Here is a 14500-nt window from a genome sequence, read left to right on the forward strand (position 1 = left end):
CGCCCGCCGCCGTCACACGCGTCGGCGCCGACCGCCGCGCACCCGCACGGCGATCGGCGCGCTGTGGTCCGCCGTCTCGCTAGCGGCCTCTCACCCGTACCTCTGCCAGGGCCAGGGGGTTGGTGGCCGAGGAGAGCTGGATGCGCACGTGCCGCCCGGTCGTGCCGGCGGGCAGCCTGATCGTGCTGGGCCGCCCGGCCTGCTCCTGCACGTGCACGGCGGTCACGCCCGGTGTCGTGCGGGCCGCTTCCAGGCCGTCCGCGGTGATCGGCTGCTCGGAGGACATCACCCAGTAGTCCCGCAGCCGGTCGGCGCAGCAGTCGGTGCGGTTCCAGATCTCGACGCTGTCCAGGTCGGCCGAGGCTCCCAGATCGACCTGCCACCAGGCTTCCTTGGCCGGTTCCGCGGTGTGGGTGACCGAACCGCTCCAGAAGCTCCCGTCGGTGTTGCCGTCCACGGCCCGCGAGGCCGGGGCGTCGTAGCCGGTGCTCTGCTGGGTGGCCGGCTTGCCCTCGGCCAGGTTGGGCAGGACCACCGAGACGGGCATCGAGTACGGCGCGCGGAGGCGTCCGGACTTGAGCGTCGCCTGGATCGCCAGCGCCGCGGGCTGGGCACCGGCCGGCACGGTCACGGTGACGGGCACCTCGGCGCTCGCCCCGGCCGCCAGGTGGCCGATCCGGCTGGTCGCCGGGGTCACCGTCCAGCCCTCGGGCGCGGTGAGGGCCAGCGAGGCCGCGCGCAGGGTCGTGGCGCCGGGGTTGGTGACGGTCACCTTGCCGGTGACGGTCTCACCGGCCTGCACCTGCTCGGGCAGGTCGGTGCCGAAGCGCGGCAGGGCCGACACGCCGGGCGTCTCGATCTTGAAGGAGTAGGCGTACTGCCCGGTCTCGGCGGGGGTGGTGACGACCACCCGGCCCTGCTCGTCGCGCTGCCACGGCAGCGGGCCGCCGTCGGAGCCGAGCAGCGTGATCCGCGTTCCGGGGCCCGCCGGGACGTCCGCGCCCAGGGTGAGCTGCTCACCCGGCCACTTCAGCGCGGTCGCGTAGAGCACGCCGTCCTTGACGGTGTACCGGAGGTCGTCCGGGCCGCCCTTCTCCTCGGCCCGGTTCCAGTACGTGGTGCCGTACATGGCCTCGCCGTTGACCTTCAGCCAGGAGCCCATGTCCAGCAGCCGTTCGCGCTGCACCTCGGGGATGGTGCCGTCGGCCTTCGGGCCCACGTCCAGCAGCAGGTTGCCGTTCTTGCTGACGATGTCCACGAAGGAGTCCACGAGCTGGTCGGAGGTCAGGTAGTCCTCGATGGGCTCGTTCTGGTTGTAGCCGTAGGAGTGGGCGATGCCGCGGCTGGACTCCCACTTGACGGGGTCGATGTCCGGCTTGACGGAGTACTCGGGCGTCTGGAAGTCCAGCTCGTGGCTCTCCAGCGCGCCGCTCTCGATCTTGCACCGGTTGGCGACCGCCACCTCCTTGCCCTTCTTGGCCGCCTGGTTGTAGTAGTCGGCGATCACCCCCGCGGTCTGCCACTGGGCGGCCGAACGGTCCCACTGGCCGTCGCACCACAGGATGTCGGGGTCGTAGCCGTCGATCAGCTCGCGCATCTGCGGGAGCATGTAGTCCTTGACGTAGTCGCCGCTCTGCGGAGCCCCGGTGTACGGCACGGGCTGACCGGTGTACGGGTTGGTCGCCGGCTGACCGGTGAACAGCGGGTTGTACCACTCCATGAGCGAGTAGTAGAAGCCCGCGCGCAGCTTCCCGTCGGCGCGGGCCGCGGTGAACAGCTCCTTGGCCAGGTCCCGCTTCGGGCCCATCGCCATCGTGTCGCGCTCGCTCACCTTGCTGTCCCACAGGGCGACGCCCTCGTGGTGCTTGGAGGTGAGGACGAAGTACTTGGCCCCGGCGTCGTTGAAGAGCTTGACCCAGTCGGCGGCGTCGAACTTCTCCGCCTTCCACTGCTCGGCGAAGCGGTCGTAGGAGAAGTCCTGGCCGTAGGTGTCCCGGTGGTAGCTGTTGGTCGCGTTGCCGGGGGAGTTCATGTAGTACCAGTACCACTCGGCGTAACTGCCGCGCGGGCCCCAGGCCGGGACGGAGTACGCCCCCCAGTGGAGGAAGATGCCGAACTTGTCGTTGTTGAACCATTTCGGGGTCGGATGACTGTTCAACGATTCGACGGTCGGCTCATAGGGGCCGTCTGTCGCTGCCTGGGCGGGAGCAGGCAGACATCCGATGATGCTGAGCATGGAGACGGCGAGAAGTCGACGTAAGCGGGCCATGGCCACTCCAAAGCGGGGGAGAGATTGGAGGAAACGTAGCCCGATCTCCGTGGCATCGGCAAGAGCTGTGCGCAGATTCATCCGATGTCTGTCCTGAAGGGCGAGACGGCGTCACGACCCGGCTCCACCCGACGCCGTGGTCCACCGCCACGGCGGGACGTCGGTGCTGGACAGCGTCTGCCCGCCGGAGGCCACCGCGTAGAGCCGCTCCAGGACGGTGTTGGCGGCCAGCCCGGCCGCGCCGGTGATCGACCCGCGTTCCTTCAGCGTCGAGGGCACGATCGGCGGCGCCGGCCGTACCGTGCACAGGGCCTCGACGTGCCGGCGGAGCGGCTCCAGGAAGGTGTCGCCGGCACGCGCGTTGCCGCCGCCGACCACGACGATCTCGGGGTCGATCGCGAGCACGAGCGCGGCGATGCCGATCGCGATCTCCCCGCTGAACCGGTCGACCGCCTGGACGGCCGGCTCCTCACCGTCGGCCGCGGCGGCGAACACCTCCTCGCGGTTGAGCCGCCGTCCGTCGGCGAGCCGCACGTCGTGCAGGAACTCCTGGGCGTGCTCCCAGCCGAGGTGCGGCAGCGCGCCGATCTCGCCGGCCGCGCCGTTCGCGCCGCGGACGACCATGCCGTTCAGGACGAGCCCCGCCCCCGTGCGGTTGCCCGAGTGCACGTAGATCGTCGAGGTCGCGTCGGTGGCGCTGCCCTTCCACGCCTCGGCGAACGCGGCCAGGTTCGAGTCGTTCTCCACCGCGATCGGGCACTCGAAGTGCGGTTCCAGCGCCGCGCGCACGCTGAAGCCGGCCCAGCCCGCCGCCCCCTTGGTGATGACGTCCTGGTAGACCACGGCGGGCACGGCCGCGCCGATCGCCCAGACCTCGGCCCGCCCGCGCCCCTGCTCGGCGAGCAGGCGGTCGACGACCCGCACGGCGGCGGCGACGAGATCGCCGGGGGCCTGCGAGACGGACGAGGCGACCGCCCCCGCGGCCAGCACCTCGCCGTTCAGGTCGGCGATCTCGGCCCTGGTGGTGTGCTGGCCGAGGTCGATGCCGACCACGACCGCCGCCTCGGCCCGGAAGCGGTAGCGGCTGGCCGGCCGACCGGCGCCGGTCGGGGCCAGCGGCTCGACCGGGACGGCCCAGCCGAGCGTGACGAGGTTGGCGACGACGGAGTCCGCGGCGGTCTTCGAGAGCCCCGTGGCCTGGGCGACCATGGGGATGGTGAGCGGCTCCCGCCGGATCGCCTCGATCACGGCCAGGGAGTTCAGGCGCCGTAGCCGCGACTGGTCTCCGGCGCGGCGCAGCGGGCTCTGCTCACGTCCGAACAGCACACTCATCCACAACCCTCTCGATTCCTGCGGCGTCGGGTGACGCACGGAGTACGGGTCAACCTCTTCCATTAATACAGAAACTGTCTTTATTATTGCGCAGCGCAGTCCCGCCTCGCGTCGCACGGCACCCCGTAGACGCCTGCCCCCAGAAGGGAACAGCAATGCGCAACAGCATCCGCGTCACGGCCGTCGTCAGCGCGCTCCTCGTCCTGAGCGCGTGCGGCACGAAGCTCCAAGGCGGCGAGCCCTCCGGCGCCTCGCCGGACTCGAACGCGAAACCCCTGGTCTACTGGGGAAAGTGGGCCAAGGGCACCCCGCAGGCCACGCTCTTCGAGAGCATCATCGCCGACTACGCCAAGGAGACCGGGCGCAAGGTCGACGTGCAGTGGCTCGGCAAGGCCCAGGAAGAGCAGATCAAGAACGCGATCGCGACCGGGGAGGGCCCCGACCTCTTCGACACGGCGATCGACCACACCGCCGAGTTCCGCGCCGCCGGCGCGCTCGGCGACATGGCGGACGTCTTCAAGACCAAGATCCCCGGCGAGAACGCCACGATCGAGCAGGTCCTGCCGAAGAGCGTGCTGAAGGCGATCAGCGACGACAAGGGCTACGGGTTCGTGCCCCACAGCGTCTTCTCCGTGGGCCTCTGGTACGACGCCGCCCGCTACCCCGACTTCGCCACCACCCCGCCCAAGACCTTCGGGGACTTCCTCGCCGTCGCGGGCAAGGAGAAGGCCGCGGGCCGCCGGCCGATCGCGCTCGACGGCACGGTCAACTCCTACAACGCGTTCTGGCTCTACCAGCTGCTGCTCTCGACGGCGGGCCCCGGCGCGCTGCGGCAGCTCGCCGAGGACCCCGGCGCCTGGGACCGTCCCGAGGTGAAGCGGGCCGCGACCGAGCTCGAATCGCTCGTCGAGGCCGGGCTCTTCCAGCCCGACCACATGGCCACGAAGTTCCCCGACGCGCAGAACGCGTGGGCGGCCGGCGACCACACCTTCAACCTGAACGGCACCTGGCTCGGCAGCGAGACGGCCTCGCTCCGCGCCCCGGCGGTCAAGGCGCGCATCATCTCGTTGCCGCCGGTGGACGCCTCGAAGGGCTCGGCGGTCACGATCGGCGCGCTCGGCTGGGGGATGAACCCGAAGTCGAAGAGCCGGCAGGCGGTCGCGGACTTCCTGGCCTTCGCGATGCAGAAGAAGTACATCGACCGCATCGCGACCGACGCCGACAACATCCCGTCGCGCGCCGACTCCCCGGCCCCCGAGGCCCTCACCTCGATCCAGGAGTCGATCCGCACCGCGACGGCGGTCAGCCTCGACTTCGACGGCGTCGCCACCGTGGCGCCCAAGTGGTTCAACGACGTCTTCCTCCCGCTCGACGACAAGCTCGTCGGCGGCTCGATCGACGCCGCCAAGTTCCTGGCCGAGGGCAAGGCGCAGACCGCCGAGCTGGGCGAATAGTGGTCGCGGACACCATGGCGCGGCCCAAGGCACGCCGAGGGCGGGCGGCGGCCGACGGCGGCGCCCTGCACGTCGAGCGCCGCCGGATGTACCTCCCGTTGCTGCTGCCGGCACTGATCGCCTACCTGCTCTTCTTCGTCGTGCCGTCGGTCTTCGGCGTCGTGCTCAGTTTCGCCGAGTGGTCGGGGCTGGGCACCGAGTTCTCCTGGGTCGGCCTCGCCAATTACGCCGAACTCCTGTCGAGCCGGATGTTCCTGTCGTCGTTCCTGAACACCGTCCTGCTGACGCTGATCGTCGGGGCGGCGCTCTTCCTCGTCGCGGTCGCCGCGATGGTCGCGCTGCGCACCGCTCGCGCCGGCGCCTTCATCCGGTCGGCCGTCTTCCTGCCGTTCATGATCTCACCGATCGCCGTCGGTCTCGCGGTCTCGTTCCTGTTCAACCCGAAGGGCATGGTGAACAGCGTCCTCGGACTGGCCGGCCTGGACGCGCTGCGCCAGCCCTGGCTCGGGCCCGAGCTCATCTTCCGGGTGATCACGGCCGGGGTCGTGTGGAGCGCGGCCGGCTTCTACGTCGTCCTGGTGATGTCCGCGGTGGACGGGATCCCCCCGAGCCTGTACGAGGTGGCCCGCATCGAAGGCGCCGGCCTGATCCAGCAGTTCAGGTACGTCACCCTGCCGCTGACCCGGGACATGATCGCGATCGCCGCGGCCCTCTGGGCGATCGCCGGCATCAAGACGTTCGAGATCGTCATCGCCTTCGTCGGCACGGCGGGCACCCCTCCGCCGGAGGCCAGGACCCTCGCCGTCGAGCAGTACCTGCGGGTCACGGGCGGACGCGTCGGCGGCATGGCGCAGCTCGGCGAGGCGGCCGCCATCGGGGTGGTCATGACGGCCATCACCGTCGGGCTGATCGTGCTGTCCCGCCGCATCCAGCGGCGCGACCGGCTGGAGTGGTCATGACCGGCTCCGCCCGACGCCCGGCCGACGTCTTCGGCGCCTCGCTGATCGTGCTCATCAGGGCCGGTCTCTGGCTGTGGGTGCTCTTCAACGTCGCCATGGTCGTCTGGGTCATGCTGAACTCGGTCAAGACCTCACGGTCGATCTTCGCGAACCCCGTGGGGATGCCCGACACCTGGATGTGGGAGAACTTCGCCACCGCCTGGTCGGACTCGGGGCTCGGGGCCGCCGCGCTCAACTCGGTGGTCCTGGTGACCGTCTCGGTGGCGCTCATCATGGGGCTCAGCATCCCGGCGGCCTACGCGGTGGCGCGGCTGGGCGGCCGGTCGAGCGGGCCGGTCGCGACGTTCTTCGCCGTCGGCATGAGCATCCCGTTCCAGGCGTTCGCCGTGCCCATGGTGCTCATCGGCGTCGGCCTGTCGAGGTTCATGATCGACTGGGTGACGGGGGCGTGGGATCCACGCGTCACCGTCGCGCTCTTCTACGTCGTGCTGAGCCTGCCGTTCAGCGTCTTCGTGCTCATCGGCTACTTCCGGTCGCTGCCCGGCGAGCTGGAGGAGGCCGCGGCCCTGGACGGCGCGACGCCGTTCAGGACCTTCTGGCGGATCATGGTCCCGCTCGCCAGGCCCGGCATCACGACCGTGGCCGTGCTGAACGTGCTGAGCCTGTGGAACGAGACCGTGATCGTGCTGATGCTGGTGCCCAACCAGCGCATGCAGACGCTGAACGTCGCGCTGCTCAACTTCTACTCCAACATGCAATACACCTCGAACTGGGGCGGGCTCTTCGCCGGCGTCGTCATCGTCGTGCTCCCCATGATCGTGATCTACCTCTGGTTCGGCCGCCGCATCGTCAACGGCATGACGCAAGGCATCGGCAAATGACTGACAATCGCGCGGAAACGGATGGTCACCCCATGCACGGAACGGTCGGACTCATCGGCGCGGGCGGCATCGCCAACGCGCATCTGCCGGCCTGGCTCGACCTCGGCTACGACGTCGTGGTCTTCTCCGTCGCCGACGACGCGGAGCGGCTCATCGCCCGGCACGGCGGCGGGCGGTCCGTGGCCGGCCTGGAGGAACTGCTCGGCGCGGCCGACGTCGTCGACATCTGCACGCCGACGCACACCCACCGTGAACTGGCGCTCGCCGCCCTTGAGCACGGCCTCCCGACGGTGTGCGAGAAACCTCTGACCCGCACACTCGGGGAGGCGGAGGACCTCGTCGCGCGGTTCGCCGCGGCCGGGGTGCCGCTCTTCCCCGCCCACGTCGTCCGGTACTTCGCCGAGTACGAGGAGCTGTGGCGCGCGGTGACGCGCGGCGACGTGGGCCGCGTCGGCGTGCAACGCCACACCCGCCAGGGACGCAGCCCGCAGAGCGGCTGGTATCTCGACGAGCACCGCTCGGGCGGCGTGCTCCTCGACCTCATGATCCACGACATCGACGTCGCCCGCTGGATCGGCGGCGACGTCGAGCGGGTGTTCGCCCGGACGAACGTCGTGGACGGCAGCCAGAGCACGCAGGCGTTCCTGACGCATGCCGGGGGCGGAATCTCGGTGCTCACCGCCACCTGGACCACCGCTCCGATCGAGTTCCGGACGCAGTTCGAGGTCGCGGGGTCCGACGGCGTCCTGCACGGCGACTCCGCCGAGCGCCGCGCCTTCCGCTACGAGGGGCGTGCCGAGCCCGGCGCGGACCTCCTTCCCGATTTCTCCCCTCTCACCAGCCCCTATCGCGCCGAACTGGCGGATTTCATGCGGTCCATCGCGACCGGCGCAGCGCCGAGGGTCACCGCCCTCGACGGCCTTGAGGCCATGCGCATCGCCGACGCCGTGGCCCGCTCGGCCGCCGCCGGCCTGCCCGTCGACCTTCAGCCCACCAAGGAAGAGGTTTCTGCCGCATGAGGATCGGAATCCTCTCCTTCGCCCACCTGCACGCGACCGAGTACGCCGCCGCGCTGCGCCGTGCCGGCGACGTCGAGATCGCGGCGTGCGACGCCGGCCACGCCGACCGCCCCTCGGGGGAGCTCGGCGGCCGTGCGCTCGCCGACGAGCTCGGCATCGGCTGGTTCGAGACCGAGGAGGACCTCTGGGCCTGGCGGCCGGACGGCGTGGTGATCTGCGCCGAGAACGTCAGGCACCGCGAGCTCGCGGTCCGCGCCGCCGCCGAGGGCGTGCACGTGCTGTGCGAGAAGCCGATGGCGACGTCGCTCGCGGACGCGGCCGAGATGCTCGGCGCCGCCCGCGCCGCGGGCACCGTGCTGATGACGGCGTTCCCGGTCAGGTTCGCCCCCGCCTACGCCGAACTGCGCGCGGCGGTACGACACGGCGACCTCGGCCGGATCGTCTCCATCGCGGCCACGAACTGCGGCGGCGTACCCACCACCCGGGACTGGTTCGTCGACCCGGCGCGCAGCGGCGGAGGCGCCCTGACCGACCACGTCGTGCACGTGGCCGACCTGCTCGCCGACCTCCTGGACGAGGACCCCGTCGAGGTGTACGCCATCGCCAACACGATCCCGAACCCGGGGCAGAACGGCGCCGCCGCACCGGTCGAGACCGCCGGGCTCGTCTCCCTGCTCTACCGCGACGGCGCCATCGCGTCGATCGACTGCTCCTGGTCGCGCCCGCCCGGCCGGCCCAACGCCGGCGACCTGGTCACGCTGACCGTCGTCGGCACCGAGGGCGTGGCCGAGATCGCGCCCTTCGCCGGCGTCCTGACCGGCTGGAACAGCCGCGGCGCGGTCGCCGCCGGGTACGGCGCGCCGCTGGACGACCTGCTGATCCGCGCCTTCCTCGACGCGGTGCGCACCGGCGAGGCCCGCCAGCCGGACGCGAGGGCGGGCTACCGCACCGTCGCGCTGGTCGAGGCGGCGTACCGGTCGCTGACCGAGACGGCCCCCGTGCGCCTTGAGATGGAGAACCGATGAGCAGCCGCCTGCTCGGCGCCGCCCTGTCCGTAGTGGTCGCCGCGGCCCTGGCCGTCGTGCCCGGTCACGCCGCCGCCGCCACGACGGTCGCCGAGACCCCGGCCCCCCGCACGACGGTCACCTTCACCGACACCCACGAGGTGCTGCACGGCAACCCGTACACCGGCACCGCCTTCGACATCAACTCGCCCAAGCCCGCGGGCCAACGCGGCTGGGTCTTCGCCGACGACCCCGCGATCACCGCGTTCATCGACGGCAAGGAGAAGATCCCGGACGAGGCGGACATCGTACGGCTCCAGATCGCGTGGGCCGACTTCGAGCCCGACGACGACGCCTTCACCTGGGACCGCCTGGACGCGTTCATGAAGCGCATCGTCGAGCAGGGCAAGACCGTGGAGTTCCAGCTCCTCATGTCCGAGGCGCCGGACATCGAGAACGACCCGAGCGTCTTCGCCTACGAGTACCCGCCCGCCTGGCTCTTCGACAAGCTCGGCGCGGGGTTCCGGCTCGCGCCGTACAACACGGTCTACAAGTCGCGGCAGCCGATCTACCACGACCCGATCTACCTCGCCGAGCTCAAGGAGGCGGTCGGCGCCTTCGCGGCCCGCTACGACACGAACCCGGGGATGGCCTGGGTCGACCTGCGCGCCTTCGCGCTGTTCGGCGAGTGGTCCGGCTGGAACGACGCGATGAACTTCCCCTGGCCCGACAACGCCACCCGCTCGAAGACGCTGCGCGCGATCATCGACATCTACGCCGACGCCTTCACCCGGACGATGGTCATGATGCCGAACCCCGGCGCGGACGTCGTCGCGACCGACCCCGACGCCGACACCCAGGCCAAGCGGTACGTCGCGTTCGGCTACGACCAGGCCGCCCGCAATGAGAACTGGGGCCTGCGGTCCGACACGGTGAACAGCGCGTTCCCGTGGATGCAGTACGGCACCGGCAGCGAGAGCGTGTGGATCAACCGCAAGCTCCGCCGTGACCTCATCCAGGTCTCGGAGGGCGCGGGCTGGGACAGCGGGATCATGCTGAACAACCCGCGGCTCGTCGTCAAGAACGCGCTGGAGGCCTACCACTCGAACCTCCAGGGCATCAACAACACCAGCTTCGCGCAGTGGCAGGCGATGAAGGACGCGTACGGCGAGTGGTTCACGACGCTCGGGCGCTACTCCGGCTACCGGTTCGTCATGCCGCGGGCGACGTACGACTCGCAGGTCACGGCCGGTGGCCGGTTCACGCTCGCCCACACCTGGACCAACAACGGCGTCGGCTTCAGCCCGCGCAAGTACCCGCTGGAGGTGCGCTTCACCGACCGTGCCACGGGCGAGGTGGTGTGGCGTGGCACCGACGACTCGCTCGACCAGACGAAGTGGTTCAAGGGGGACGTGCGCGAACTGCGCTCGGCGTTCGCGCTGCCCGCGGGCGTCCCCGCCGGAACCTACGACGTCGGGGTCGCCATGCTCGGCGCCGACGGCAAGCCGCGCATCGAGCTGGCCATGCCGGACGGCGCCGGCAAGGTGTACCCGATCGGCACGATCAAGGTCGTGCCCGAGGTCACGCGTCCGGCGGCGCTCGCCGGGCCGCTCACCCAGTTCAGGATCGAGAACGAGGACTACACCGAGGCCAAGGGCGCGTACGGCGTCGAGGCGCCGCCCGAGGGCGGCTTCGGCTCGGTCTACCTGGACGAGGCCGGTGAGTGGGCCGAGTACGACAACGTCGTGGTGCCCGCGAGCGGGACCTACCGGGCCGAGTTCCGCGTGTCGTCGGAGCAGGGCAACCGCTTCCGGGTCGAGGTGGACGGCCGGGACGCGCTGGGCACGGTCACCGTGCCGGACTCCGGCGGCTATAACGTCTACCGGACCGTCGAACGCGACCTCACCCTTCCCGAGGGCCGCCACACGATCCGGATCATCCGCGAGGACGGCCGCTGGTTCTTCATGAACTGGATGCGGTTCACCCGCGAGCGGCCCGAGTCGATCACGATCCAGGCCGAGAAGCCCACCGCTCAGGAGGGCGTCTGGCTCGCCGCCGAGGACGCGGTCAGCGACGACGGCACCCCCGGCGTCTCGGTCGTCGACACCGGCGACTGGCTGCGGTACGACGACGTCGAGGTGCCCGCGAGCGGCGACTACCTGCTGCAGTTCCAGTACTCCACGGTCAACGCCGACCCGCTGACGTTCCGGGTCGAGGTCGACGGGACCGACGTGTCGGGCGGGCTGAGCCTGCGCGACACGGGCGGCGTCAACCGTGTCCGGACGGAGGACTTCGTCCTCCCGCTGACCGCCGGCACCCACTCGATCAAGGTGGTGTGGACCGAGGCCCACTCCAACATCGTGTGGAACCGGATGCGCTTCGACCTCCAGGGCGCCGCCGAGCAGACGATCGAGGCGGAGCACTACACCATGCAGTGGAACCTGGGCCAGGAATGGGCCTGGAAGGGGGCCGACACCGGCGTCGTCGTCGGCACGTACCAGGGCGCCGACGGCCCCGTGCGCGCGGTCGGCCACGTGGACGAGGGCGACTACCTGCGCTACGAGAACGTCCTCGCGCCGCACACCGGGCTCTACCGGGTCGCGTTCACCGCCGCGTCCGGCAAGGCCACCTCCTTCCGCTTCGAGGTCGACGGCGACCGGTACCCGGTGCACGTGCCGGACACCGGCGGCGACGGCCACTTCACGACCGTCGGCACCTGGGTGAAGCTCACCGCGGGCGCGCACACGTTCCGGATCGTCGCCGAGGGGACGGGCCTGCTGCTCGACGCGTTCACCGTCACCGCGGGCACCGCCGCGACCAAGGCGCTCGTCGCGACCGGCGCCACCGCGCTCAAGGCCGGCCAGACCGCCACGATCACCACCGAGGCCGTGCACGCCGACGGCAGCCGCACCCCGGTCTCCGACGGCGTCACCTACGTCAGCTCGGACCCGTCGGTCGCCACGGTGGACGCGCACGGCGTGGTGAAGGCGGCGTCCTGGGGATCGACCACCATCACGGCGATCTACGACGGCCTCTCGGACGGCTATTCGCTGACCGTCACCGACCCCGCGCTGCTCCTCACCCACGTCAACGACGACGACCCGCGAGTGACGTACTCCGGCGCTTTCGGCGTGGACCGGGGCCGCGGACTCGGCGACTACGGCGACGACGTGCACTACTCCACCGAGAAGGGGGACTACGCCGAGCTCACCTTCACCGGCACCGGCATCAGCTTCCTCACCGAGCGCTACACCGACATGGGGGTCGTCGACCTCTACGTGGACGGCGAGCTACGGGCCTCGGCGGACTGCTACGGCCCGGTCCGGCAGGGGCAGCAGCGGGTGTTCCGGGCGAGCGGCCTGAAGCTGGGCGAGCACACGATCCGCGTCGTCAACAGGCAGAGCGCCGCCGACACCGGACGGATCGCCATCGTCGACGCCTTCGTCGTCGAGGTGCCGCGCCCGTGGGCCGACGGCGCCGAGCTCACCGTCACGAAGAAGCAGAACTCGGTGCGGCTCGCCTGGCCCAGGTCGCCGATCGCGACCGGCTACGCCGTCTTCGACGGTGACACCGAGGTCGCCCGCGTCCCGGCGAACAAGACCAAGGCGAAGCTCGCCGCGCTCGCGCCGGGCTCGGCGCACACGCTCACGGTACGTCCGGTGCTGCCGGGCGGCGCCGTGCTGACTTTCGGGCTGACCTCTGAACTGACCGCAGAGGTGACACCATGACCTCCTTGCGCAAGGGACTGCTCCGGATCGAGGGAGCCGCCGACCCGGTCTCGGGGACGCTGCCGATCCTGACCGGCGTGCCCCCCACCACCGGGGACGGCGTGGGCGTCGACGACGAGATGCGCCGGAACCTGGCCTACGGCCGGCCGCGCTCGCTCCTGCCCTACACCCGCCAGTGGGGGTATGGCCGCGAGCGCGCCGAGCGCGAGCTGCCCACGGTGGTCCTGGAGAACGACCTGCTCACCGCCACGTTCCTGCCGGGGTACGGCGGGCGCCTGTGGTCCCTCGTCCACCGGCCCAGCGGCCGGGAGCTGCTGCACCGCAACCCGATCCTCCAGCCCGCCAACCTCGCCCTGCGGGACGCGTGGGTCGCCGGCGGGGTGGAGTGGAACCTGGGCACGACCGGGCACTGGCCGCTGACCTGCGAGCCGCTGCACGCGGTCCGTGCCACCGCCGCCGACGGGACGCCGGTGCTGCGCATGTTCGAGTTCGAGCGGCTGCGGCGGCTGATCGTGCGGATCGACGCCTGGCTGCCCGCCGGGTCGCCGGTGCTCTACGTGCACGTCTCCCTCCACAACCCCGCCGACCAGGTCACGCCGGTCTACTGGTGGTCCAACATCGCCGTCCCGGAGAGCGCGGGGAGCCGGGTGCTCTGCCCGGCCGAGCGCGCCTTCCACTTCGACTACGTGAGCGATCTGCGGCACGTGGACTTCCCGGGCGCGGGCGGCGCGGACGGGGCCGACCGCAGCTACCCGGCGCGGGCCGTCCGGGCGGCCGACTACTTCCTGGACCTGCCCGAGGGGGAGCGCCGCTGGATCGCGGCCCTGGACGAGGCCGGGTCGGGGCTCGTCCAGACCTCCACCGGCAGGTTGCGCGGGCGCAAGCTGTTCTGCTGGGGGGCCACGGCCGGCGGCCGGCAGTGGCAGGAGTGGCTGTCCGGCCCCGGCTCGCCGTACCTGGAGATCCAGGCCGGGCTCGCCAGGACCCAGCTGGAGCACCTGCCGATGCCCGGCGGCGCGACCTGGTCCTGGGTGGAGGCGTACGGCCGGCTCGACGTCGACGCGGCGGCCGCGCACGGGAACTGGCGGGAGGCGTGCGCGGCTACGGCCGAGGCGCTGGAACGGCTCGTCCCTCCCGCCCGGCTGGACGAGGCGCTCGGGGAGGCGGCGTCCTTCGGGCCGCCCGAGGAGTGGCTGGCCGAGGGCTCCGGCTGGGGCGGGCTGGAGGGACTCGACGGCTTCCCGCCGCCGGGCCCCGCACAGGAGCCCTGGGGGCGACTACTGGCCACCGGCCGGCTGCCGGTCTGCGACCCGCCCGCGCCCCCGATCATCGGCCGGCGCTGGAGGGAGGCGCTGGAGGGCAGCGCGGACGACTGGCACGCGTACTACCACCTGGCCCTGATGCGCCTGGCCGACGGTGAGGACGACGCGGCCCGTGACGCCTGCGAGCTGTCCGTCGGCGCGCGGAGGACCCCATGGGCGCTGCGTGTCCTGGCCTTCCTCGCCGCGTCGCCGCAGGAGGCGGCCGACCTGCTGCTCGAAGCCCACCGGCTGCGCCCGGACCTGCGGGAACTGGCCGTCGAGACCCTCGACGCCCTGCTCGTGGCCGGGCGGTGCGAGGCGGCGCTCGCCCTGATCGAGGAGCTGCCCTACCGCGACCACGGCCGGATCCGGCTGGCCGAGGCCAGGGCCGCGCACGCGACCGGCGACGACGACCGCCTGCGCCGCCTGCTGGCGGAGGGCATCCGCGTCGACGACCTGCGCGAGGGCGAGGTCTCCCTCGACCGGCTCTGGCTGGCCGTCCACCCCGGCGAGCCCGTCCCACCCCGGTACGACTTCCGCATGTCCGGATGAG

At 71.5% G+C, this 14500-nt stretch carries 9 protein-coding genes; 7 read left to right on the forward strand and 2 right to left on the reverse strand.

Going from position 1 to position 14500, the window contains the following annotated elements:
• Positions 1-79 precede the first annotated feature (79 nt).
• A complete protein-coding gene (locus AB0J97_RS43505; protein ID WP_364100869.1) occupies positions 80-2350 on the reverse strand; it encodes an alpha-L-fucosidase in 2271 nt (756 codons plus the stop codon).
• Between the two features lie 30 nt (positions 2351-2380).
• Entirely contained in the window at positions 2381-3601 is a 1221-nt protein-coding gene (locus AB0J97_RS43510) for an ROK family protein (protein WP_364100872.1), read from the reverse strand.
• A gap of 155 nt (positions 3602-3756) precedes the next feature.
• On the opposite strand from AB0J97_RS43510, the gene AB0J97_RS43515 reads away from it, so the two are divergent.
• The 7 genes from AB0J97_RS43515 to AB0J97_RS43545 are packed head-to-tail and all read left to right on the forward strand — an operon-like array spanning position 3757 to position 14499.
• Positions 3757-5055: an ABC transporter substrate-binding protein gene (locus tag AB0J97_RS43515; RefSeq protein ID WP_357700487.1), complete on the forward strand. Its 1299-nt coding sequence runs from the start codon at positions 3757-3759 to the stop codon at positions 5053-5055.
• A complete protein-coding gene (locus tag AB0J97_RS43520) occupies positions 5055-6014 on the forward strand; it encodes a sugar ABC transporter permease (RefSeq protein ID WP_364100876.1) in 960 nt (319 codons plus the stop codon). Before AB0J97_RS43515 ends, AB0J97_RS43520 begins: the two co-directional genes overlap by 1 nt.
• Positions 6011-6895, forward strand: coding sequence for a carbohydrate ABC transporter permease (locus AB0J97_RS43525; RefSeq protein WP_357700491.1), 885 nt, complete (start codon positions 6011-6013; stop codon positions 6893-6895). Before AB0J97_RS43520 ends, AB0J97_RS43525 begins: the two co-directional genes overlap by 4 nt.
• A gap of 32 nt (positions 6896-6927) precedes the next feature.
• Positions 6928-7914, forward strand: a complete 987-nt coding sequence (locus AB0J97_RS43530; RefSeq protein ID WP_364100880.1) for a Gfo/Idh/MocA family oxidoreductase — start codon at positions 6928-6930, stop codon at positions 7912-7914.
• Positions 7911-8939, forward strand: a complete 1029-nt coding sequence (locus AB0J97_RS43535; RefSeq protein WP_364100884.1) for a Gfo/Idh/MocA family oxidoreductase — start codon at positions 7911-7913, stop codon at positions 8937-8939. Before AB0J97_RS43530 ends, AB0J97_RS43535 begins: the two co-directional genes overlap by 4 nt.
• Positions 8936-12646: a carbohydrate-binding protein gene (locus tag AB0J97_RS43540; protein WP_364100887.1), complete on the forward strand. Its 3711-nt coding sequence runs from the start codon at positions 8936-8938 to the stop codon at positions 12644-12646. The genes AB0J97_RS43535 and AB0J97_RS43540 overlap by 4 nt, the downstream gene beginning before the upstream one ends.
• A complete protein-coding gene (locus tag AB0J97_RS43545; protein WP_364100890.1) occupies positions 12643-14499 on the forward strand; it encodes a DUF5107 domain-containing protein in 1857 nt (618 codons plus the stop codon). Before AB0J97_RS43540 ends, AB0J97_RS43545 begins: the two co-directional genes overlap by 4 nt.
• Position 14500 lies beyond the last annotated feature (1 nt).

The organism is Nonomuraea sp. NPDC049607 (assembly GCF_040675375.1).
In the GTDB taxonomy this organism is placed as follows: Bacteria; Actinomycetota; Actinomycetes; order Streptosporangiales; family Streptosporangiaceae; genus Nonomuraea.